Origin of the sequence: Krasilnikovia sp. MM14-A1259, from assembly GCF_047159535.1 — a bacterium.
In the GTDB taxonomy this organism is placed as follows: Bacteria; Actinomycetota; Actinomycetes; order Mycobacteriales; family Micromonosporaceae; genus Actinoplanes.
On sequence record NZ_BAAGAJ010000002.1, the window covers coordinates 3312388 to 3334314 of the forward strand.

Sequence of the window (21927 nt, forward strand, 5' to 3'; positions counted from 1 at the left end):
GCCGGTCAGGTGATCAGGCCATCCGGCCAGGCCGGGGGCGGCGGCGAATCGCCATCGGCGATGTGGCGCCGCAGCACGCCGATGTAGTCGCCCTGGATCCGCTCCCTGCGGCGGGACTCGGACAACTCCTTGCGCAGCGAGGCGACCTCTTCCTGGCGTTCGTTGAGCAGTTGCAGGCCGGAGTCCGAGTGCAGCTTCCGGTTCGAGGCCCGGTACGTCATGAATGCTGCGCCGAGAACGCCCAGCAGGGTCAGGGTCGGCCCCAGCAGGGTCAGGAGCGGATCCATATCCACCGCCTCCTTGCAGGCCGCGGCGGAGCAGCCGGGATACCCCCGGCGATGAGATGAACGAAGGCGGCGAAGCCGAGCCAGATCACCGCGCTGACGTAGCCGCGGTCCACCTGCCCGGACAGCCACCCGAACAGCGACAGCAGCCCCCACCCCACCTTGAGCGCGACGGCCACCATGAACGCGGGGGTGTCGTACACCCGGAACGCGTAGAGCAGGCACACGACGCCGACCGCGCCCCAGCAGGCCGCCCACACCACGAGCGGCATGATCTCCGCCATCCAGACGTAGAACGGCGCCAGCGGCCGCGGCGCGGTCAGCAGCCCCACGCAGTACACCGTGTCCAGCAGCGTGAAGAACAACAATGCGGCGCCTCTGCGGCCGATGCGCGCGACGAGCCGCCCGGCCGCGCCCGTCATGCCGCGGCCAGCTCGCGCAGCGCGCCGACGATCGCCTCCTGCAGCTCCACCGCGCTGATGTCCGCACCATCCGGCAGCGCCGTAACCACCGCGCCCGCGATGGCCGGGGCCGCCGCGGTCAGCGCGGCGGTCAGCGCCTCCGGGGTGAGCTGCCGCGCGGCCACCTTCGTCACCGCGGCCGCCACCGCGGCGACCCCGTCGATCATCCGGTGATGCTCGCTGGACGTGTACCGCAAGATTCCGCCCGCGGGCTGGTTGTCGGCCGGCTTCTTCGGGTCGGTCTGGATGTTCAGCGGGTGATTCCAGACGGCGTCGGCGATCTCGGCGGCGGTCGGCATGTCGTCCTCCTGGACGGGCTGGACAGCGGGGGTGCGGAGCTTGGTCGCGAGCGCGGCCGTGGCCGCCGGGGAGCCGACGATCTCCCAGTGCATCGGGTCCGGGCGGCCGGTGTAGTCGCCGCCCCAGCGCACGACCCCGCCGGACGCCCGGACAATCGCCCGGCAGGCGGCGATCTGCTTGGCGGTCATCGTCCTGGCCGCGGCCACGCCCATCGGGTGCTTGTCCGCGTTCAGGTCGATCGCCGTGCCCGAGGCGTGATTGGACACGATCCGGGTGCCCTCGATCGGCTTGACGAACCAGCCCCAGCAGGTGCCGGGCACCAGCGGCTCGACGGTCTCGTGATACCGCTGCGCGGCCCAGCGCAGCACGGTGGCCACGTCGCCCGCGCGTATGCCGTTCGGGACGCGCACGTCGCCGTAGATCGGGGCACGGTCCTCGTGACTGCCGTCGGAGTCGACCGGCCAGCCGTTCTGTGACGTGCTCATTCGGCGGCCGGGTCCGGCGCCCACACGTAGCCGGCCGCCAGCGCGTCGGACTCCAGCAGCAGCTCGCCCTCGTCGGGCGGCGTCCACGCGGCCACGCCGTCCCACAGGTACGGGCCACCGACGATCACGTGCTCGGCGGGGTCGACGACGACGTATCGATGCATGGTCCCTCCTACTTCTGGATGCGGAACTGCGGGAGCTTGGTTGACCTCACGGGCGCAGGTAGATGACCTCGAGGACGGAGCTGTATTGCGAGCTCTGGTTGGTGTCGTCAGCGCCGGCACTGTCCTGCACGGCCACCAGCTCGACATAGTCCGTCGACCCGTTCATGAACGTGATCATGCCGGTGCCCTCGGAGAACGCTGTCGTCGCGCCCGCCCCGCGGCCGGCCGGGGCCAGGTTCGTCGACCCGTTCTTGCGGATCCACGACTCCGCATGGACCGGTGTGGTCTCCGGGGCGAAGAACACGAATCCGCGGACCAGGACGTAGCCGGCCTTGGTCGGTGTCACTCGGGTGTTGTTGGTCGACGGGTCGTGCCAGCCGTGGGTGTCGATGTCGTCCGTGCCGGAGAACGGGATCGCGGTGGCCGTGGCGTCCGGCAGGACGATCGTTCCGGAGGCGACCATCCGGACCAGCGGCCGGCTCAGCGTCGCGTCGATGATCGTGTTGATGTCGGAGGCGTTCACCGGGTCGCCGGCGTAGACCGTCACAGTCGTCTCCTCACAGTGCGTACCGCGCCGGTGTAGCGACGTGGATCGGCTCGCCGGCAGCCAGGTCCTTGGTGAGGGCGGGCCGGGTCACGAATGCGTTCTGGACGTACGGCGGCGACCCGGCGATCGAGCTGGCGTCCGCGATCAGGTCCATGTCGTCGACGTAGAGCACCGTGCCGTTGGGTGGCGAGGTGGTGATCTGCGCGACCACCCGGGCCTTGGCAGCGGTCGCCGGGGCGGTCATGGTCAGGATGAACTCGGTCCATGTCCCGGCGGCGACGGTGGCCGCGGTGCCGCCGGTGGTGGAGATGAACACGCCGCCGCTGGTGTACCAACTGATCGCGATCCGGACGTTGTTCACCGGCGCGGTCGCATACACCCACATCTGCGCGGTGTACGAGTCGCCGACGGCCACGCCGGTGAACTGGTTGGTGTTGAACAGGTTCGCCACCGCCGGCGAACCGGCGACGGTGAGCTGGGCGCTGGCCACGCCGGTGTGCGCGTACAAGGTCGACCGGGCGGCGGTGCTGGTGGCGCCGGTGACCGACCATCCGGTGAGGCTGTCCTCGAATCCGCCGGGCACGTCCATGATCGAGCCGACGGAACTCATCCACGTCACCGTGGGCCGTTCCCCGGCGCACAGGACATCGAACGGTGCGCTGGTGATGGTCCAGACGTCGCCCAGGTCGGCGGTGGAGAACTGCAGCGGGCTGGTCCCGGCGGCGGCGTCGGCGCCCAGTGTGGTGCTGGCCGAGTCGTAGCGGGTCGTGCTGTCGTACACGCCGACGTTCCACGGTGCGGTGGGGGCGCAGTTGAGCTGGATGTCCCAGTCGTAGGCGCCGAGGGTCTGGACGTGCCCGAGGACGGTGAGGTCGACGGCGTTGCCTGCTACCTGGGACGGCTCGTTCGCGATGGTGACCCGCGGGAACGGTGAGCAGGCCCGCCATGCGGCGATCTGGGCGGTGTTGCGGGCCAGGTTCAGCGCGATGGCCGGCCACCGATATTCGTCGACGGTGCTCATGGCCAGCCGCCAGGAGGCGTGCCCGTCCAGCACGTCGTCGCCTGCGACGTTGATGGTCGCCGAGTCGTCGATCAGGCCGGCGGCGGCGATCGACGCGTCGTCCTGCGCCACGGCACTGGACCCGCCGTCTCGCGAAACGGTCCACTGGTTCTTCAGCCGCTGGTCGTCGTCGGTGGGCTCCGGCGGCTCGGCGACGTCACCGGCGTCGAAGTCCAGGACCAGCTCGGCCGCCCGGTTGTAGCGGGCGCCGCGGGGCCGGTACGCCAGGCCCGAGCCGCGCTCGTACAGGATGCCCAGGTCGGCGTCCTCGCAGGAGTAGAGCAGCCCGAGGAACGTGTCGGTGCGCTGCGGCCCCATCGGCTCGCTGGTGCCGGCCTCGACGACGACCTGGACGGCCTCCTCCGCGCACAGCCGGGCGATGCGGTCGGCGGCCAGCTCGCTGAGGTAGCCGTTCGCGGCGTTCGCGAAGGCGTACGTAACGAACGGGGGCTCGTAGTTGAAGACGCCGATGTGGGCGATGCGGCCGCCGTTGAAGCCTAGGCTGCCCTCCGCGCGCCAGCCCGTCGGTGACCCGATGGTGCCTGCGTACGTGCCGCTCACGAAGTACATGGTCGGGGTGGTGGTGTCACCGATCACGCCGTAGGTGATCAACGTGATGTCGATCGTGCCACCGCTCTGCTGCAGCAGCACGTCGTAGGCAACCCAGGTCGGCGGCGTGTCGGTGGCGTACAGACCGCCTTCGTCGAGGACCAGGGCGCCCGTCGCGTCGTAGCCGCGGATGGCGACTCCGACCGCGTTGAGCTCGACCGCGACCGTGCGGAAGGTGCCGGTCGTGGTGATCGTCATGATCCGTGTGGTGGCCGCCGGTGGTGCCAGCAGCTGCGCGAAGAACGTCACGCCCCAGGTGCCGGTGGCGGTGTGGTCCGGGATCCGGCCGGTCAGCACCGTCGACGCGGTCACACCGATGGTCTGTTTCGCGCCGAGCAGCTGCGGGGTCTCCTGGGCGAACTCGGCCGCCCGGGCGCTCGCGGCCGCCGTGGCGGCGGTCGCGGCCGCGACGACGGTGGCGCTGCTGTCGTCCTCGCCCGGCCAGTACGCGATCGGGTTGTTGCGCAGCATCATCCGCGTGATCGGCGACCGCAACGGGCCCTTGCGCTGCTGCAGGCGGCGCAGGATCCCCGATGCGGTGATCGGGGTGGTCGCGTCGCGGCGGCTCTTGTCCCAGCGCGGCGGCCAGTCGTAGACGGCGCCGGTGTACTCGACCGCCTCAACCTCGAGGTCGTCGACGGTGACCGAGAACGGCGCGCTGGCGTTCCCGATCACGTTCCAGAGGTAGAAGCCCACGAGCCCGGCGCTGGGGAGCGTGGTGTCGCTGGCGGTCAGCGTCCACGAGTCGGGCTCGGTGCCGCCGTCAGCCCAGACCTTGACCCGCAGGGCCGGACCGTCGGCCTGCGCCCGTACCCGCATCGCCTGCCCGGCGATGTAGGTCAGGCTCGGCACCGGCGCGAGGACCGCCAGCTCGGTGGTGCTGCCGCCGATGGTCTTGCGGATCTTCGCGGTGATCGTGCCGCCGACGTTGAACTCGCAGGACACCCAGTAGAAGTTGTCGACGTCCACGTAGCGCAGCTGCAGGGCCGCGACGAACGCGGCGCCGGTCATCACCGCCGGCACGCTCGCCGTGAACTGGGCGTCGACGTCCAGCAGGCTCGCGCCCAGGACCTGCGCGGCCTCGGCGAAGTTGTCCGTCGTGAACGACAGCTGGGCGCTGCTGCCGTTGACCGACCAGGGCGACGGCGATCCGGACACCTGCCATGTCTGCCCGGTGTCGGTGCTGCCCCAGCTGCTGGCCACGGTCCGGGTGAAGGTGTCGGCTATCGCGATGGTGCCGACCCGCAGCGGGGTGCCCTTGCCGAGCCGCCCGTACCAGTCGCCCAGGATGTTGCGGGTGGAGAACCGTCCGTCGCGGTTGTCCAAGGTCATGCTGCATTTGGACGCATCGACCCGGGCGCCCTCGTCCGAGCGGCCCTCCTCGATCGTGATCGCGGATTCGACCCGCACCCACTGGGTGATGTCCACCCAAACCCAGGTGGACGGGTCCGCATCCGGCTGCCCGCCCGGCGCGATCCGCACCCGGACCGGCAGCACCGTCTGAGGGAACATCGCCGTCACCTCAGTTGGTCGCCGCGGCGTTGGTCACCAGCGCGTCGATCCGCATCGACTCGCGGATCGCGCGCTTGAAGCTGCCCTCGACGTTGCCGACGAACCGGACCCGGACCTCGACGACCTGGTGGCCGCCGGCGACTGCGCCGAGTCGGGACAGCGGGACGATCGCCTCGTCCTCGCCGCCGTCGCCTGCCATGACCGCCCGCCCGCCCGGGGTCTTGGGCACGATGCCGCCCTTGGCCAGGTACGGGATCCGCGGCAGGGAGAACGAATTGCCGCCGACGCCGGGGATCCAGCTGGGCAGGGTGAACGACATCCCGCCGAGGGTCCGGTTCCACAGGATCGCGACGCCGTTGAACGCGGTCCTGAAGGGCGCGGTCAGGAACCGGCCCAGGCCGGAGAGGGCCTTGCCGATGCGGCCTGGCAGTTTCCCGAACCAGGTGGTCAGGGCGTCGAACCGGGCGACGATCCAGTCCTTGACGGTGGTGGCACCGTTCTTGATCTTCGTCCAGTTCTTGGTGATGGCGAGCACGGCCCAGCCGATCGGCCCGGTCAGGATCCCGAGCAGGAGCGGCCAGTTCTTCTTGATCCAGTTCCAGCCGGTCTTGATCGCACCCCACACGGTGTTGAAGGCCCCGGTCACGATCTTGCGGAACGTCGCCGAGTGCGTCCACAGCAGGTACAGGCCGGCGGCGACCGCGGCCAGCGCGAGCACGATCAAACCCAGCGGGTTCGCGTCCATCGCCACGTTGAGCAGCCACTGAACAGCGGTGTACGCGCGGGTCACCACGGTAGTGGCGACCGTGGCGACCTTCTGCGCGACCATGCCGATCACCGCCCGGGCCCGGGTCAGGATGCCGGCGCTCTCCGCCGCGGTGTTGGTCTCGGTGGCCACCGCCGCGGTCCGGGACGCGACGGTGTTCTCGCGCAGCGCCGCGGTGTGCGCCTTGATGGCCCGTGACATCGCGAACTGCGACGCGATCTGGAAGCCCTTGACGCCCAGGCCGACACCGGCGGAGATGCCGGAATGCTTGAGCAGCAGGTAGCCGGCGGCCAGGGTGGGCAGCAGTTTGACCAGCGGGCCGAGGTGGTTGACCGCGAACGACGCCGTCGACCCGAGGACCTTGACCGACCCGGACAGGGTGCCGGAGTGCGCGGCGACACCGCTGAGCAGCGGGCCCAGCTGGTCCAGCGCGCCGCGGAGCACCGCGAACAGTTGCTTGATCTTCTGCTGGCCCTGCGCCGACTCGGCGAACTTGCGCAGCGCGGCCGACGCGCGGACCAGGAAGTTCAGGGTTTGACCGCCGTCGCCGCCGGCGTGCACGATCGCCAGCACGGTGTGCACAACGTTGTTGGCAATCGTTCCCACCTGGCGCAGCAGCGCGATGCCGGTGCGCATCCACGTCGCGGCCTGCCCCGATTGGCGCATCGCCGTCGACCAGTGGTCGAACCGCTGCGCGATCGTCAGCACATCACCGGCGAGGCCAGGCAGGAACTGGGCGCCGACCGCGACCCACTGCAGGATGCCGTGGACCACCGGGCGGATCGCCCGGGCCAGCCGGTCGGTGACCCGCACGGTGGAGTCCAGCACCGTCTGCACGTCGGCGACGGACTTCTTCGTGCTGGCCAGCCCGAGGGCCTGCCGGATCGCGAGGTTGAACGCGGTGCCCATCCTGGTCAGCCACTTGGTGGCGACCGGCAGGTAGATGCCCGAGAGTTTCTGCAGGTCCCCGGCGACGTGCGCGAACGTGGCCTGCTGCCCGGCGCGGCCCGCGCCCTGCCAGGCCGTGGCGAGCTGGCGCAGCATGAGGATCACCGCGCGGCCGTTCGGGGACAGCTTCGCCAGGGCCTCCGCGGCCGGGTCGATGCCACCGGACGCTGCCTTCGCCGCGGTGTCGCCGACACGCTGCTGCGCGTCGGCGAGATCCTGCGCGGCGCGCACGGTCTGCTCGTGCGCGTCCTTCTGCCGCTGCAGGGCCTCCTGCACGGCGTCGCTGCCCTCGACGCCCTTGCGGGCGCCGTCCTGCTGCTCTTTCGTCAGGTCCTGGACCCGGACCTTGGTCTCGGCCAGAGTTTGCTGCGATTGCCGGTACGCGAGGTCGGCCTGCTCGATGTCGTAGTTGCTGCCCCCGGCTCGGGCCACCGCCAGATCCTGCGCGGCCTTGGCCACCGCGTTGGTCGCGGCCTCCTCGTCCAGGCGGGAACCGGCCACCGACAGCGACAGGTCCCGCAGCCGCTGGGCTTCCTGCTCGCGGGCCTTGTTGAGCGCTTCGGTGGCCTGGACTTCTGCGCGCTTGGCGTCCGTGAGGGCCCACTGCGCGGACCGGACCTGCTCCGCGGACTGCTTCGCCTGCCGCGCTGCCGACGAGACACCACCGGCACCGCCGGTCGCGGCCTTGCCGGTCGCCTGCCACGCCGCGGCCATCCCGAAGGTGTTCGCCCGCAGCGCCCCGACGATGCCCGCGCCCGCGGCCATGGCCGCCGGGATGGCCGCGGCCGCGCCTGCGGCCGACAACGCGGCGTTCGCCAGTGCCACCGCCCGGGCGCCGGCGAACGCCATCGCCGCGCCCATCGCGATCGTCGACGCCGCCGACCGGGCATTCGTGGCGCGGACCGCGTTACCGGTGCGGGTCAGCAGCGCGGAGACGCCGCGGTCACGGCCGACCGCATTGAACGCGAGGGAGACCTCGGACACCGGTTCCCCCTCGTCTACTTGCCGGCGGCCTGCCGCTGCCGCTCGAGCTCAGCGTTGGTCTGGTCGACCAGCCGCACGGCCTGGTGGAGCTGGTCGACGGTCAGCCGGTCCAGGTCCCATGGCGGGATCCGCAGCAGGTGGCAGATCCCGAGCCAGTAGCGGTCCTGCAGGTCCTCTAGAGACCCGGGGCCGGCGTCGTGGCAGCCGCCGGGGCACCCGCCGTCATCGGGTCCGCCCCCGGCCCCGCCGGGGCCACCACCGGTGGCAGCACCACCGGCGTCTCGGCCGGCGGCGCCGGCACGGCAGGTGTGGATGCCGCCTCCGGGGCTTTTCCCGGGGCGTCCGGGGCGTCGCGCAGCTGCACGCGCAGCATCGCCAGGCCGGCGGCACGTTCGGCCGGGTCCAGGTCGGGCAGGTCTTCCTCGAGGACGCGGATCTCCTCGGCGATCTCGTCCTTGTCCTGCTGCAGCTGCACCTCGTCGAGCACGAACTTCACATCCTCGACCCGCAGCGTCGGGTGCTCGCGGCGCAGGTACACCCACAGCAGGGCCTGCAGCTCGTCGACGCCGCCCGCCATCAAGCCCTGCTGGAACTGGCCGAACTTTACGCCGGCGGCGTGCTGGATCATCTTCATCTCGGGCAGCGGGAGCCTGCCGAGCCGGACGTGCCAGCGACGCTCGGCCTGACCGTCCGGCTTGTACACCAGGAACACGAAACTTCACGCCCTTCGGGAGATGCGCCGGGCCCGGCCTTCGAGCGCGGCGAGCGCCGCGGCGTGCAGCCGCGGATGCATGTGCTTGAGGGTGTCGTCGAACCAGCCTGGGGCGCCCACCTGCACGACCCACGCGCCCCGCCCGTACGCGCGGCGGCGGAACCCTCGCTGGTTGAACCGCTTCGGCGCGTTGGCGAACCCGCGCACGCGGGGCGTCTTCTCGGCCACGATCACCGCGCCGGAGCCCAGCGGCAGCACGTGCACCCCGGCGGCGATGGCCGGGCGCAGCGGGCTGCCCTCGTGGCCGTGCCCGTGGCCGCCGCCGCGGGCCATGAGCGCTGCGCGGACCGCGGCCACGCCGGGTGCCAGCGCGGCACTCATGCCTTCGGACAGGTCGCGTCGCCAATGCCCGCTGGGGGCCTCGGCCGAGAGCGCCCTCGCCACCCGCTCGAAGCTGACCGGGTCGGGGCGGATCTCGACCGAGTCCACGTCAGCTCGTCGCCCGGGTGATGGTCCCGCTGGTGGGCCAGGTGTAGGACGCCTCGTTCACGTCGCCGGGGCTGCCGGAGATCGGCGTCCAGTTCTTCACCAGCAAGCTGCCCGAATAGACCGGGTTGCTGGTAGAGGTGGACGCGTTGGACGCCTTCGCCGTCCACGGCACGACTGTGCCGAGCAGCGGGAACAGGAGCGAGTCGAGCTCGCCCGCGGTCATGCTGTTCTTCAGCGTGGCGGCGACGTTCCCGGACTTGAGCCCGCCCAGGACTTCCTTCCATCCCGCCGAGGTAAAGACAGTGACGTCCTTCTCTTCAACCTCGGCGGTGACCTCCAGCTTGGAGCACCACTGGCGCAGGTCGTTGGAGTTGACGGTGAGCAGCGCTGCGGTGAGCACCATGAGCGACATGACGGACTCCCCTGTGAGAGACGATGGAGCGGATCAGGCGTTCGCGATGCCGACCGCGCAGACGAACAGGAACGACGGCGTGGTGCCGGAGATCGTGTAGGACACTCGTGCGTAGCCGTCGGTGATCGGCCCGGCAAGCACACGCCGCTCACCGCCGATCGCGGTGTATGCGGGGAACGTGATCTGCGTGGTCGGAGAGCCGAACCCGACGCTCGCCGCGGTCTGCACCGCCACCGTCAGCGACGGCGTGGAAGTGCCGGACACCGACAGCACATGCAGGCTGGCGTACAGGCCCTTGCCGGACGGGATCGAGCTCATACCGACGGTGGAAAGGTCCACGATCGTTCCCGTACCGGTCGCGGTGCGGGCGGTGCCCGGCGGGTGCAGGATCCCGCCCCGGGCCACTGGCAGCGACGTGGCCATCGACGCCGACCAGGGCGCGACGTCACCCGGGGAGCCGCCGAACTGGTAGTTGCCCTGCAGTGCGCCGACCAGGTAGGCGATCGAGCCCACGTTCCCGTCGGTCGGGCCCACCGTCCACGCGTCCAGGCCGCCCAAGGCAGCCCACCGGCTGTCGTCGACCTTCGACGAGTCGCCGGCCTCGTTGAACCCGGACGCGGTGAGCTTGCCGGAACCCAGGCCGGCCATCAGCTCTTTCCACAGGTCGCCGGTCGACGTGTCGACCGACCCGAAGGTGGTGATGTCCTTCTCCTCGTACTCCGGCTCGAGTGAGATCTTGTTGCTGCGGCCGGTCAGGTCGACGCCACCGGTGAAGAGGCGGACGTTCTTGAGCACGGGAATGGTCATGGGTTACTCCTCGGCCTGGCCGATGACGAACACCTGCAGCTGCGCGCCGTAGTAGGTGTCCTCGCCGTACTGATAGGTCCGGTACGCGCGGACACTCTTCACCCGCAGGTCCGAGCAGCGGCCGCCCAGCGTGCGGTCCCTCTCCAGCGCCGCTTTCACGCTGGTCGCGCCGCGCCCCAGGAACCGGTCGAGCAGCGCCTGGCCGTCCGCGTCGTCGGCGAAGGACGTCAGCAGGTAGCAGGTCACCAGGGCCTGGTCGACGCCGCCGCCGTACGTCTGGTCGTAGTCGATGTCCGTCTCGCCGGGGTAGAACGCCGGCTCGGCGAGCATCGCCGGGGCCGATGGGTAGCCGTTCAGGCCGGTCACCGCGGCGGCGGCCGCGCCAAGGCCTGCGCGGATGTCGACGAGGTCCATCAGCCCTGCACCGCGCCGTCGGCCGGCTCGGTGGCCAGGCCGTCGACCAGCGTGGTCGCGTCGAGGGCCGGGTCGGCCGCCACCTGCTCGTCGACGTCCTCGGCGACCATGCGCCGCCAGAACCCGATCTGCGCGTCCAGATCGGCGACCCGGGCCCAGTCCTTCGCCACCACACGCCGGGCGCGCTCGGTGCGCAGGCGGGCCATCTGCTGGTGCGCGATGAGCCGCTGCTCCACCGCATGCACGTCGACCGGCTCCCCGGCGGCGAGCTGGGCGTCCCGTCCGGCGATCAGGTCGCGAATGATGTCGTCGGTCGTTCGCGCGGCAGGCTGCGGCTTGGACTTCTCGGCCATGATGACGGGGCTCCTCAGGCGACGAGCGGAATGACGAACGGGCTGATTAGCGACTCGACGTCCGGGTCGAACCGGGACACCCGGGCCACACCCCACTCGGATGAGCCCACGACGCCCTGCGGGGAGTCCTTGCGCCGGTACAGGCGCGCGGTGAGCAGCGCCGCCGCCTGGCAGATCTCGTCGGGCACGACCGGCCATCCCCAGGTGGCGGTGATGCGGACCTTGCCGCCGACGGGAACCCAGGCACCCGCGCCGCGGATCCTGGTCCAGGGGCGGCCGCGGGCGTCGGCATTGTCGGGGCCCAGCTCGTACGCGGTGACAGCAGTCCACGAGGTCGTGCCGATGCCACTGCCCGTCTCGACGGTGAGGTCAGCCGAGGCGATGTCGTCGACGCTGAGAATCGTGTCGCCGCCGTCGCAGACCACGTGGCCACGGGGGCGGAAGGTGCGCGGGCTGGCATGCGTGTCTATGTAGAAGTACCGCCCGCAGCGCTGGTCGATCGCCCGGCAGGCCGCGTTGATGGCGCTGTTGATCAGGTCATCGCGGTCGTCGGTGCTGGACTTGCCCAGCGTCGCCTTGACCGTCTCGAGGTCGGTGTACAGCGACCCGTCGTCGAGTCCGCCTGCGGGTACCGGCATGCGTCACCGCCCCCGATCAGAATTCGGTGATCACGGTGATGATCCCGTTGCCGCCAGCGCCGCCGGCCCCGGAGTTGTTGCCGTTCAGGCTCGCGCCGCCACCGCCGCCGCCGGCGCCGTAGATGCCACCCGCCGCGCCGTCCTGCGCCGTCGTCGTGATGCTCCCGGCGCCGCCACCACCACCGGTGCCGGGCAGGCCACTGTTCGCGGCCTGCGAGAAGCCGGCGCCCGGCGGCGTGCTGTCCACCACCCCGCCCGCAGGCGCCGACGAGGCGGAGATCGTGGAGCTCTGCCCGCCGTTGCCGCCCGCCGAAGCCGAGTTGCCGCTGGTGATGCCACCGCCCGACCCGCCACCCGCGGTGTACGGTCCGGACGTTCCTGCGGTGCCCGCGCCGCCGGTGGCCGACGCCGAACCGCCCGGGCCGCCCGTGGAGCCGCTCAGGTTGCCGACCGCGCCGGAGCCGCCCGTGCCGGACGATGCGGTGCCGCCGGAGCCCCGGGTGCTCGCCCCGGTCTGGGCCCGCAGGTTGCTGCCGAACGCCGACAGGCCGCCGTTCACGCCGTTGTTGCCGTCCGTGTCGTTCGCGGTCTGCGCGGCGCCGCCCGCTCCCCCGGAGCCGACCGTGATCGTGACCGGGGAGCTGATCGCGGACGCCGGGATGATCGCGTACGTGACGCCGCCCGCGCCGCCACCGCCGCCGCCGCAGCGGACGGTGCCCGCGGCACCGCGGCGGCCGGAGCCGCCACCGCCGCCGCCACTGATGATGGTGACCTTGACGGCCTTGGCGCCGGTCGGCATCGTCCAGGTACCGGAGCTGGTGAAGACCTGAACGTCGCTGGGGATTCCGGCCTGCCCGGTCCAGCTCGTGCCGCCGGATTCGTTGACGTAGAAGGTGGTGCCGACGCCGCCGTCGAGGCGCCGGTACGTCGAACCGGGCGCGGCGGTGACCACGCCCGAGGGGCTGCCGGTGCCGGCCATCCGCAGGCGCTGGGGCGCCGAACCGCCGCCGACGGCATAGGTGCCCTGTGCGAACTCGAAGTCGTTGACCCCGGCCGTGACGGTCTGGTCGACCTTGTAATCCGCGGTGGTGTGGCCGGTGACCTCGTTGCCCTCAATGACGTTCGCGTTGACCCCGGGCGAGGTGACGCCGTCTCCGAACAGGACGATCCCGTGCCGGGTCTGCGCCCTGGTCCCGGAGGCCCGGCAGGTGTTGCCGCGGATCACGTTGCGGACTGTGGTGCCCCACAGAATGATGTCGCCCAAACCCCTGGTGTCCGGGTTTACCCATTGATTCTCATCGAGGGCATTGCTCTCGATCACCGAGTCGTTCCCGGCGGTGAAGATCCCGCCCGCGCCCTGCCCGGAGATCATGTTGCCGATCACGATCGACTGACCATTCGTCGTGATGCCCATGTCTTCGCCGTCGCGGATCGTGTTGCCGCTGATCCGCACGCCCGGGCCGTACATGCTGATGCCGTCCGACCACTGCCGACTCAGGATGTTCTGGTCGACCAGGATGTTGCGGGTGCCGACTTCGCTGTGAATCGCGTAATTCGGCCGCTTCCATAGCAGTTCGTACCGCGTGCCCGCGCTCGGCGTGACCGCGGCGCCGGTCAGGTCGAACCAGCGTGTGACCGTGATCGTGGTGCTGGTGTTGGACTGCTCGACGCCGAGCACCACGTGATAGACGGTGTACGCGGTGGTCGCTGCCGGGACGGCGACGCGGGCCCGGGTGCTGTCGTCCAGCCATTCCTCGACGGCCAGGTTGGTGGCGCTGCGGACGTTGGCGACGACCGCGAAAGCCGTACCCACCCGCACGATGTCGCCCCGAACGATGCCCGCGGCCACGAAGTTGGCGCCCGTGTCCACCAGCTCGATGCGCGGATACGTGACCCCGGCGCCGGAGCCGGTGGCCACCGAGGTCATGATCCGGACCACGTAGTCGCCAGTGCCGGATAGCGCAGGGAAGTTTGCGGCAGAGTCGGTCAGGACCGTGCTGGTGTAGCTGACGGTGCCGCCGGAGTTGGCGAGCTGGGTGGGCGTCAGCCACCAGCCCATGTTGAAGCGGTTCTTTTCGATTACGGAGTCCGCGAAGATGTATTCCTCGTCGCGAGTGGACCCCGTGCCGGTGTCGACGATGACGCCGTTCTCGATGTAGTGGAAGTAGTTGTTGCGGATCCGCAGCCTCCGCGATCCGCCTCCGATCGACACGCACGTGACGCGGGCGATGCCGTCGCCGAAGAAGTCGCACGACTCGACGGCCGAATCGTGGGTGCTGGTGAGGCTGAGGTAGAGGCCACCGCCGGTGAAACGGCAGTTCTGGTAGACGGTGCCCGCGTCCGCGTAGCCGATCGAGTCGATCACCGCGGGCAGCCCGGCGTTGGTGTCGAAGGTGATGCCGTCGACGATCATCGCCTTGCGCTGGCTGGTGGTGCCCGAGCCGAGCACCATCGCGCTCATGCTGTTGAGCGCCTTGATGGTGGTGACGTCGGGGCCGAGGCCCTGCAGCCGGATGCCCGCCTTCGACCGCAGGATCGTGTTGCTGATCGCGTATGTACCCGGCCCGAACATGATCGTGCCGCCGGTCGATGGCAGAGCCGAGATCGCGTTGCGGATCGGCGTGATGCAGTCGGTCACCCCGTCAGCGACCGCGGCGAAGTCGTCGGCGTAGAGCACCTTCGCGGAGCCGACCCGGCGGCTCACCACCTGCCAGTTGGAGCCGTCGGAGCGCAGCACCACCGAGTACTGCGGGGCGTCCAGGACGAGGCTCGTCAGGCCGTCGATGGTCTGGGCGCTAGTGGTGGCGATGGTGACCGCGTTCGGCCCGCTCGACACCTTCTTGATCTCGAACTGCTTGCCGGTGATCCCGACCGCGGTCGGCAGGGTCATCGTGCGGGCGCCGCCGGTGGCGTCAACCGTGACCAGCCCATCGGTGGTGACCAGCGTGTAGTTCGTCGACTTCGCCGTCACCGCCCCGCGCAGCGTGGAGGCGGAGATCGGGTCGCTCCCGTCGGCCGCGTGCGAGCTGGCGTGCGTGTTCGGGGCTGCGTCGCCGGCCGCCACCGTGCCGGCCGTCGTGCCCACGTTGCGGGTGGCGGAGTTGCCCAACCCGAGGTTCGTCCGTGACGCTGCCGCGTCGGTCACGCCCGACAGGTCGTCGACCAGGCCGTCCGCGTAGCTCTTGGTGGCCGCGTGGCTCGCGCTCGACGGAGTAGGCACCGTGACGGCGCCGCTGAAAGTTTTGTCCCCGGTGATCGTCTCCGTGCCGGCCTTGTGGACCAGCAACGTGTCGCCGCTGCCTCCCGCCTCCACGGCGGTGACCCGCGTGGCGAGCGCGTCGAGCCGGTCGTCGGTCCTCGCGTACAGCGGCACCGCCGGGCCACCGTTGATGCTGGTGTAGACCGTGTCCACACCGTCGGGGAACTGAAACAGCGGGATCTTGCTGTATGCGTCGATCGTCAACGTCGACCCGGCGATGGCGTCACCGGTGGTCGTCAGGATGCTCGCCGGCGTGGTCAGCGCCTGGTCGCTGTAGATGGGCGCGGCTATTCCCTGCGCCAGCGCCTTGCCACGGTTCGTGCCCGTCGCCAGGTAGACGACACGGCACGCCTCGTCGGGGCCGATCAGACGCGCCACGGACGCCTCCCCAGAGATTCAGTTTTCAAGGTGCGAATCGGCGCAGCCGCCGGACGTGCGAGCGCCGATCGGGAGTCGGCGTCGTGCTACCGCAGTGACCGGGCGATGCCCTCGGCGAGGGTCACGGTCGGCTTGTAGTGCTCGTGGAACCGCGCCGGGTCGCCCACCCGGTACGCGACCCCCGCCGGCTTGTCGGCGAGGTACTCGAAGCGCGGCTTGTGGCCGACCAGGTCGCAGGCGATGTGCGCCAGCTCGGCCATCGACCAGCCGACGCCGGTGCAGAGGTTCACCGGCTCCTCGGTGCCCGACTCGGCGACGGCGAGCATCCCGGCCACCACGTCGTCGATGTGGATCCAGTCGCGGACCTGATTGCCGTCGCCCCAGATCACGAACGGGTCCTCGCGGCGCCGGGCCCGCTCGACGAGGGCCCGGAAGGGGAAGTCCTCGGCCTGGTCCTCGCCGTAGCCGGAGAACGGCCGCACCACGGTGACCGGCAGCCCGGCCGCGCGAGCCTGCTCGGCCAGCCGCTCACCGATGAACTTCGTCCAGCCGTAGTTCGCGTCCGGAGTCATCTGATACCAGCCGTCATCGACCGGCACCCAGCCGTCGAGGTCGAGGTCGCAGTACTCGTTGAGACGACGCTGGGGCTGACCACTCTGCAGATCGACCGGGTAGGCCGCGCTCGACGACAGGTACAGCACCCGGCCCTGCCCGGTACGGACCGCCCAGTCGAACATCGCGCTGTCGAGCTGCAGGTTCCGGGCGAAGTGCTGCGGCTCGCCGTCGATCGCGGCGCGATGCGGCGACGACGCCGCCGCGTGCACCACCAGGCCGTAGTGCTGGATGCAGTCGTTGCCGCCCTGGCGGAACACGTCCAGCGCGTCCCAGCCCGACAGGATGTCGCACCGGTCGACCACCCAGCCGCGGCGCTCCAGCTCGGCGCTGACGTGCCGGCCGACGAGACCGGCCGACCCTGTCACCAGGGCCCTCACGGCTTCACCGCCAGCAGCACCTGGAACCGGGTGGACCGCCGCCCCGCGACGACCCGGAACCCGGCCTGCTCGACCAGGGCTCGGTAGCCGGCCTCGTCCCACGCCCACGTGTGGAACTCGTACGCCTGGCCGGGCCGTTCGTCGGCGGGCGACGAGCACACCAGCGCCCGGCAGTTCTTGGCGATCCGCCGCACGAAGGCGTGCGGGTCGACCAGGTGCTCGAGCATCTCCGTGCAGACGGCGATGTCGGCCCAGTCGATGTCGCCGTCGACCGCGTCGCCGAGCCGGACGTCGACGCCGCGCTCCTTGGCCGCGTCGACGTTCGCGGGCATCAGGTCGTAGCCCCAGGCGCGCAGGCCCGGGCCGAGCAGCGACAGCAGCCCGCCGTCGCCGGCGCCCAGGTCCACGACCGTGCGCAGGCTGGTGCCGAACGCCGCCTGCGCGACGTAGGCGGCCGCGACCATCAGCCGTTCGCGGTGACCGGCCTGCTCGAGGTGCGGGGCGTGCTCGCGGCCGATGTACCACTCCGGCCGGGTGCACTCCGGGACGGTGCCCGGCTCGAACAGTTGCCACTCACCCACGGAGCGCCTGCACCTTCGCCACGTGCCCGGCGAGCCGGGTCCGGCCGTATTCGGCGTACGCGCGCTCGTCGGCCTCGTAGACGGCCGGGGCGTTGACCCGCAGGTAGCCCTCGTCCATCTGCGCCTTGCCGGCCACCGGGTGCCGGTGCTCGACGATGACGTCCGGCAGGTAGCGCAGGCAGCCGGCGGCCTTGCCGAGGTCGCGCCAGAAGTTGTCGACGTACATGTGCCGCAGTTCGGGCGGACTCATGAAACCGAGTGCGCGGATGATGTCGGAGGTCATGGCGCACTGGGTGGGCAGGCGGTGGCCCTGGAGCAGGTCGTTGCCGTAGACGATCCCGGTGCCCAGCTCGTGGAGCGCCTCGAGGTACGTGGCGTCCCAGCCGCGGGTGCGGGGGCGGTGGTCGTCGCCCATGAACCCGATGGCGAACGGCGGCTCGTCGAGGCGGGCATCGAGCGTGGCCGCGCTGTTCAGCGTCTTCACCATCGTGGAGGGCGCGTCGGCGACACCGACCCGGACCTGCGGCCACGAGCGGGTCAGGTCGCTGTAGGCGGGGACGGCCGGGTCGTCCTCGTCGACGGCGAAGGTCAGCAGCGTGTCCGCCGTGCAGAAGTCCGCGAAGGTGGCCGCGAGGGCGGCGGCCGCCTCCGGTCGCCCGCGGGACGGGACGATGACGACAAGGTCAGCCATTCGACGTCCGTGAACGCCCGCCGCGCTTCGGCTCCTCGGTCGGCGGCTTGGTGAACAGCTCCGGCCGCTCGACCACGACGGGGTGGTCGGCGTCGAGCGGGGTGCCGGTCTCGACCTTGATCGAGGCGCCGTCGCCGTAGCCGATGAAGCCGTCGATCAGCGGGAACACCTGAACCTGGCTCATACCCCGACCCCCACATGCGATGGCGCGAGCAGGCCCCGCGCGAGGAAGTAGCTCTCCATGGTCAGGAGCCGGTCCTTGACGTGACCGATCTTGACCGCGGTGTTCACGTACACCGGGATCTGCAGCAGCCCGGCACGCCAGCAGAACGCGATGTCCTCGGACACCGGCCGCCCGTCGTGCTCCAGCTCCTGGAACCACGGGAACGCGTCGTTGAACCCGACCCGGCCCGGGCGGGATGGCAGCTCGAAGTCGCGCATCCGCTCGAGCACGCTCTTGTGGATCAGCAGGCACGCCGCGCCGGTCGCCACGACCTGGAACATCGAGTCCGGTGGCCACTCGTCGAACCGGACCACGTCCAGGTTCGCCGGGTCGTCCGCGTCGCCCATCAGCCCGTACAGGGTCGGGACGATGTCGCCGCGGTCGTCCAGGCCGAAGCACAGCCCGCCGACGATCGGCGCGGTCTCCGGATCGGCCTGCTCCAGCAGCCGCTCGACCGTGTCCGGCTCGAACACCATGTCGGAGTCGACCATCCACAGCCAGTCCGCCTGGCCGTAGGCCAGGAACTTGCGCACGACCTCGTTGCGCGGGCCGGACAGGTTGGCTCCGGCCTGGTAGCTGAGCCGGCCGCCACCCTCGGCGATCCGGCGATGCGTGGCGAAGTCGTATATGAGCAGGTCCATCAGGCTCTCCATGAACGAGCCGTGGACCGTGGACGGCCGCAGGTAGGCGACCACGACCTTCTCTTGCGGGTCTCGCAAGGTTCCTCCCGGTTGGATAGGGAACTGCCCGGCGACCGGGAGGGCGCGCCGGGCAGTTCCCCGCTTATTCGGCTGGCGGCGCCAGCCGGTCTGGCGCGTACAGCGCCAGAAGCTCCAGCGCCCACGCGACTTTGTCCTCGACCCGCTGACCCGCGGGCTGACTCTTCGACCAGAGCTCGAGGTTTTCCAGGCGGTTGTCCGCCCGGTGGCCGTTGCGGTGGTGCACCTCCTCGCCCGGGATCAGCTCCCGGCCGAGGTGGCGTTCCATCACCAGGCGGTGAGCCGCCTTGAGCTTCTTCCGCACGGCCAGGTAGACGTAGCCGTTCTTGGTGTTCGGCGTACCCGCGTACTGGCCTGCGAGATACAGGTCCAGGACCCGGTCCCAGGCGTGCTCCTCGCAGCGGTCGATGGTGCGCGTTCCGTGCATCGACGGCTTTCCGCAGACCGCACAGGGCATGTGCGTCGACAGCGTGCCGTGCTCGCTGCCGTACAGCCGCTTGCGGCGGCGGTGAGTTGGGCAGTGGTCGTCGCGGGTGATCGCGTCGTTTCCGCAGTCGGCGACGCGGCAGGGCCGCTTTCCCTTGCGGGTCGGTTCGGCCCCGCCGACATCACCGTGATTACGCCACCGCCAGTAGTGCATCGGGCACCAGCCGCGCGCCAGCACCGAACCTTCGCAGCCCTCCACGGAGCACTCGACCGGCTTGGCCTCCCGGCCGTGCCGACGACACATACCCCGCGCTCGGACTACCCCGTTGCAGCCTTCAATCTCGCATGCCATCCCTCAATGGTATGCGAGATTGAACGGCTTAGGCCAGCGCAGTTGCCGCCGCTACCTGGTTAAGCTGCAACAATCTAAAAGCGTCTGCGTTCACAACATCGGCCCCCACGCGCCAGTGGGCGTACCACCCTGCCTGGCCGGTCGGAGCCGCACCGGACGCGGTGGTCTTGACCAGCGGGTCGTAGATCACGCTCATGCCGATCCGGTCGACGATGTAGTACTGGCTGAAGTCGCCCGCCAGCAGGATGTTCGTGCCGTTGCCGACGACCGAGGTCATCGACGCGGACTTCAGCGCCGGCGCGCCGAGCAGCAGCGGCGGCTGGCCGATGTTCAGGTTGGCCCAGAAGCCGCCACCGCCGGAGGTGTCGAACTGCCTGATCCGGCTGTAGATGCCCTTGTGGGCCAGCCAGCCCAGGTTCTGCTCCTGGCGCGGGTTGACCGCGTTCGACGTGTTGTGCACGTCGCCGACCACGAACGCGCCGGTCGTGGCCGAGGTGACGATCGACGCGGTGACCGCGGCGACGGCGGCGACCACACCGCGCGGGATGGTGGCGCCGGTGTTGCCGGTGGCGAACGCGGCCTCCTCGAGGCGGGTCTTCGCGTCGCCGAGCAGGCGGCCCAGCTCGTTGGAGAAGCCGGTGTCCTCGAGGACCTCGTAGGAGCCGGTGAGCCAGGCGTCGGCCTTCTTCGCCACGATCGTCGGGCTGGTGAAGGTCGGCGACGCGTCGCTGGTGGCCGTGGCCTCACCGGTCCAGTTCGCGGTGATGCCCGCGCTGGTGACGCCCTCCCACTGCTTGACCGCGATCGTCTTGACCGTGGACATGGAGCGGATGGTGCCGCCGTAGACGCCGGAGTTCGTGATGATGATCGTCGGGTCCAGGAAGTGCGGGACCAGGACGCCGCCGTTGCCAGCGGTGAGGCTCATCGCGGTACGCAGCAGCTCGGGCACGTACTTGCCCATGGAGCGGACGTACTCCATGAACTGCGACCGGTACTCCGGGGAGCCGGTGAGCACGATGTGCCGGGCGATCAGCGGGGTGTTCGTCTCGTCGTCGCCGTCGAGCAGCTCGTGCAGCCGCTCCTTGGTCTGGTCGTTCACCCAGCGGGGCACGCCGTCGACGGCGTACTTGGCGCGCTCGATGGTCTTCTCGGCGTCGAAGTTGACCACCTCGGCCCGCTTCGCCGACCGCATGAGCTCCCGGAACTCCGGGTTGTCCTCGAACGGGTCGACGGAGCGCTTGACCTCGGGGCCGCGGCGCACCGGGCCGTCGCCGGCCTCGGTGTGGCCGTTGTCCAGGGCGGCGCGCAGCACCTCGTCGGTCTTGCGCTCCCGCTCGACGGCCTGGTCGAACAGCTCCTTCTTGCCGTCCCACTCGGCGAGCAGGGCCTCGGCGCGGGCCAGGTCCTCGTCGGTGGGGTCTTCCATCTCCTCGATGACCTTGATCTCGGCGCGCATCGCCTCCATCTCGGCCTTGAACGTGTCCGATCGGCGCACGGCCATGATCAGATTCCTCTCGCGAGCAGTTCCGCCTTGAGGCGGATGGCCTTCTGCCGAACGGAGTGCGTGTCCCGCGAGTCCTCGGCGCCGGGTCCCCGGTGGGGAGTGGCGAGAATGGCAGCTGTCTCCGGGTCCCAGCCGGGAGTGGTGGACAGCGCCCGGATCAGTTCCTCGCGCTGCTCTGCGTCCAGACGCGCGAAGTCCTCAGCAAGTTCGATCACCGACCGCACGGCGGTGATCTCGGCCTCCCCGTAGTACGGGGTCGGGGTTGGCCCGTAGTTCTTCAGGCCCATCTCGAGCCTGCGCACGACCGGCAGCGGGCCGCCGCGGCGGACCTTGGGTACTCGGTCGGGGCTGGACCGGTAGATCGGGCCCTCGTAGGACTGGGCGGTGATGTCACCGTTCTTGATCGACTCCAGGACCATGTCGGCGAACTCGGAGTTGTTGTACCTGCTCACCGTCAGCAGGCCGCGCCGGTCCGCTTCGATCTTCACTGGCCGGCCGATCGGCACCGTCGGCAGGCCGCCGGACTTGCCGCGGGCGTCGAAGCCGTGGTTGTACAGCACCAGCGCCCGCCGAGCCGCACCGTTCTTGATGGTGCGGTTGAACATCGCCGGGTCGTTCTCCTCGATGTAGTCGCCGTGCTGGTCGTGGATCTCCTTGCGGACATCGAACACGGCCGCGTACGCCTCGACGGTGCGGCCGTCGCCGCCCTTGGCGCGCGACAGGACCTCGATGCCGTCCAGGTCGTACACCCGCTGGTAGGTCAGCGAGATCTGGCTGGGCGGCCGCACGGCGGTCTCGTCGGTCTCGCCGCCACGGTCGGGCTGGTCGTTGACGGCCTGGGTGGGCGTGTGCGCCAC

General features: G+C 70.5%; 24 protein-coding genes. 1 reads left to right on the forward strand and 23 read right to left on the reverse strand.

Going from position 1 to position 21927, the window contains the following annotated elements:
* Positions 1 to 5: 5 nt before the first annotated feature.
* The 15 genes from ACMCNK_RS14615 to ACMCNK_RS14685 form a co-directional block, all read right to left on the reverse strand.
* Positions 6 to 287 (reverse strand): hypothetical protein, encoded by a 282-nt coding sequence (locus ACMCNK_RS14615; RefSeq protein WP_412736959.1) that lies wholly within the window; start codon positions 285 to 287, stop codon positions 6 to 8.
* The gene (locus tag ACMCNK_RS14620; protein ID WP_412736960.1) at positions 272 to 706 is read right to left on the reverse strand and encodes a hypothetical protein; all 435 of its coding nucleotides are present in this window, start codon (positions 704 to 706) and stop codon (positions 272 to 274) included. Before ACMCNK_RS14620 ends, ACMCNK_RS14615 begins: the two co-directional genes overlap by 16 nt.
* Complete coding sequence (locus ACMCNK_RS14625) at positions 703 to 1530, reverse strand: M15 family metallopeptidase (RefSeq protein WP_412736961.1); 828 nt, start codon at positions 1528 to 1530, stop codon at positions 703 to 705. Before ACMCNK_RS14625 ends, ACMCNK_RS14620 begins: the two co-directional genes overlap by 4 nt.
* A complete protein-coding gene (locus ACMCNK_RS14630) occupies positions 1527 to 1694 on the reverse strand; it encodes a hypothetical protein (protein WP_412736962.1) in 168 nt (55 codons plus the stop codon). The genes ACMCNK_RS14625 and ACMCNK_RS14630 overlap by 4 nt, the downstream gene beginning before the upstream one ends.
* Before the next feature lie 46 nt (positions 1695 to 1740).
* The gene (locus tag ACMCNK_RS14635; protein ID WP_412736963.1) at positions 1741 to 2241 is read right to left on the reverse strand and encodes a hypothetical protein; all 501 of its coding nucleotides are present in this window, start codon (positions 2239 to 2241) and stop codon (positions 1741 to 1743) included.
* 10 nt (positions 2242 to 2251) lie between these two features.
* Entirely contained in the window at positions 2252 to 5422 is a 3171-nt protein-coding gene (locus ACMCNK_RS14640) for a carbohydrate binding domain-containing protein (RefSeq protein ID WP_412736964.1), read from the reverse strand.
* Positions 5423 to 5432: 10 nt separating this feature from the next.
* Positions 5433 to 8120: a hypothetical protein gene (locus ACMCNK_RS14645; RefSeq protein ID WP_412736965.1), complete on the reverse strand. Its 2688-nt coding sequence runs from the start codon at positions 8118 to 8120 to the stop codon at positions 5433 to 5435.
* Positions 8121 to 8295: 175 nt separating this feature from the next.
* Positions 8296 to 8823, reverse strand: a complete 528-nt coding sequence (locus ACMCNK_RS14650) for a hypothetical protein (protein ID WP_412736966.1) — start codon at positions 8821 to 8823, stop codon at positions 8296 to 8298.
* 15 nt (positions 8824 to 8838) lie between these two features.
* Positions 8839 to 9321, reverse strand: coding sequence for a hypothetical protein (locus ACMCNK_RS14655; protein WP_412736967.1), 483 nt, complete (start codon positions 9319 to 9321; stop codon positions 8839 to 8841).
* 1 nt (position 9322) lies between these two features.
* The gene (locus ACMCNK_RS14660; protein ID WP_412736968.1) at positions 9323 to 9733 is read right to left on the reverse strand and encodes a hypothetical protein; all 411 of its coding nucleotides are present in this window, start codon (positions 9731 to 9733) and stop codon (positions 9323 to 9325) included.
* Positions 9734 to 9766: 33 nt separating this feature from the next.
* On the reverse strand, positions 9767 to 10540 hold the full coding sequence (locus tag ACMCNK_RS14665; protein WP_412736969.1) for a hypothetical protein: 774 nt from the start codon (positions 10538 to 10540) through the stop codon (positions 9767 to 9769).
* A gap of 3 nt (positions 10541 to 10543) precedes the next feature.
* Entirely contained in the window at positions 10544 to 10954 is a 411-nt protein-coding gene (locus ACMCNK_RS14670; RefSeq protein ID WP_412736970.1) for a hypothetical protein, read from the reverse strand.
* A complete protein-coding gene (locus tag ACMCNK_RS14675) occupies positions 10954 to 11307 on the reverse strand; it encodes a hypothetical protein (RefSeq protein ID WP_412736971.1) in 354 nt (117 codons plus the stop codon). The genes ACMCNK_RS14670 and ACMCNK_RS14675 overlap by 1 nt, the downstream gene beginning before the upstream one ends.
* Before the next feature lie 14 nt (positions 11308 to 11321).
* Positions 11322 to 11945, reverse strand: coding sequence for a phage gp6-like head-tail connector protein (locus ACMCNK_RS14680; protein WP_412736972.1), 624 nt, complete (start codon positions 11943 to 11945; stop codon positions 11322 to 11324).
* A gap of 16 nt (positions 11946 to 11961) precedes the next feature.
* On the reverse strand, positions 11962 to 14406 hold the full coding sequence (locus tag ACMCNK_RS14685) for a glycine-rich domain-containing protein (RefSeq protein WP_412740857.1): 2445 nt from the start codon (positions 14404 to 14406) through the stop codon (positions 11962 to 11964).
* Between ACMCNK_RS14685 and ACMCNK_RS14690 the strand changes: the two genes are divergently transcribed.
* Complete coding sequence (locus ACMCNK_RS14690) at positions 14342 to 14617, forward strand: PEP-CTERM sorting domain-containing protein (protein WP_412740858.1); 276 nt, start codon at positions 14342 to 14344, stop codon at positions 14615 to 14617. The two genes, ACMCNK_RS14685 and ACMCNK_RS14690, sit on opposite strands and share 65 nt — an antisense overlap.
* A gap of 1051 nt (positions 14618 to 15668) precedes the next feature.
* On the opposite strand, the gene ACMCNK_RS14695 is transcribed toward ACMCNK_RS14690, so the two are convergent.
* The 8 genes from ACMCNK_RS14695 to ACMCNK_RS14730 form a co-directional block, all read right to left on the reverse strand.
* Positions 15669 to 16574: an NAD-dependent epimerase/dehydratase family protein gene (locus ACMCNK_RS14695; RefSeq protein WP_412736973.1), complete on the reverse strand. Its 906-nt coding sequence runs from the start codon at positions 16572 to 16574 to the stop codon at positions 15669 to 15671.
* Entirely contained in the window at positions 16571 to 17155 is a 585-nt protein-coding gene (locus tag ACMCNK_RS14700) for a class I SAM-dependent methyltransferase (protein ID WP_412736974.1), read from the reverse strand. Before ACMCNK_RS14700 ends, ACMCNK_RS14695 begins: the two co-directional genes overlap by 4 nt.
* Positions 17148 to 17846, reverse strand: a complete 699-nt coding sequence (locus ACMCNK_RS14705) for a hypothetical protein (RefSeq protein ID WP_412736975.1) — start codon at positions 17844 to 17846, stop codon at positions 17148 to 17150. Before ACMCNK_RS14705 ends, ACMCNK_RS14700 begins: the two co-directional genes overlap by 8 nt.
* On the reverse strand, positions 17839 to 18030 hold the full coding sequence (locus tag ACMCNK_RS14710) for a hypothetical protein (RefSeq protein WP_412736976.1): 192 nt from the start codon (positions 18028 to 18030) through the stop codon (positions 17839 to 17841). The genes ACMCNK_RS14705 and ACMCNK_RS14710 overlap by 8 nt, the downstream gene beginning before the upstream one ends.
* Positions 18027 to 18788 carry a glycosyltransferase family 2 protein gene (locus tag ACMCNK_RS14715; RefSeq protein WP_412736977.1) on the reverse strand — a complete coding sequence of 254 codons (762 nt, stop codon included), beginning with the start codon at positions 18786 to 18788 and terminating at the stop codon, positions 18027 to 18029. Before ACMCNK_RS14715 ends, ACMCNK_RS14710 begins: the two co-directional genes overlap by 4 nt.
* A 64-nt stretch (positions 18789 to 18852) precedes the next feature.
* Entirely contained in the window at positions 18853 to 19518 is a 666-nt protein-coding gene (locus tag ACMCNK_RS14720; RefSeq protein ID WP_412736978.1) for an HNH endonuclease signature motif containing protein, read from the reverse strand.
* Positions 19519 to 19594: 76 nt separating this feature from the next.
* Complete coding sequence (locus tag ACMCNK_RS14725; RefSeq protein ID WP_412736979.1) at positions 19595 to 21067, reverse strand: phage major capsid protein; 1473 nt, start codon at positions 21065 to 21067, stop codon at positions 19595 to 19597.
* A gap of 2 nt (positions 21068 to 21069) precedes the next feature.
* Positions 21070 to 21927, reverse strand: coding sequence for an HK97 family phage prohead protease (locus tag ACMCNK_RS14730; RefSeq protein ID WP_412736980.1), 858 nt, complete (start codon positions 21925 to 21927; stop codon positions 21070 to 21072).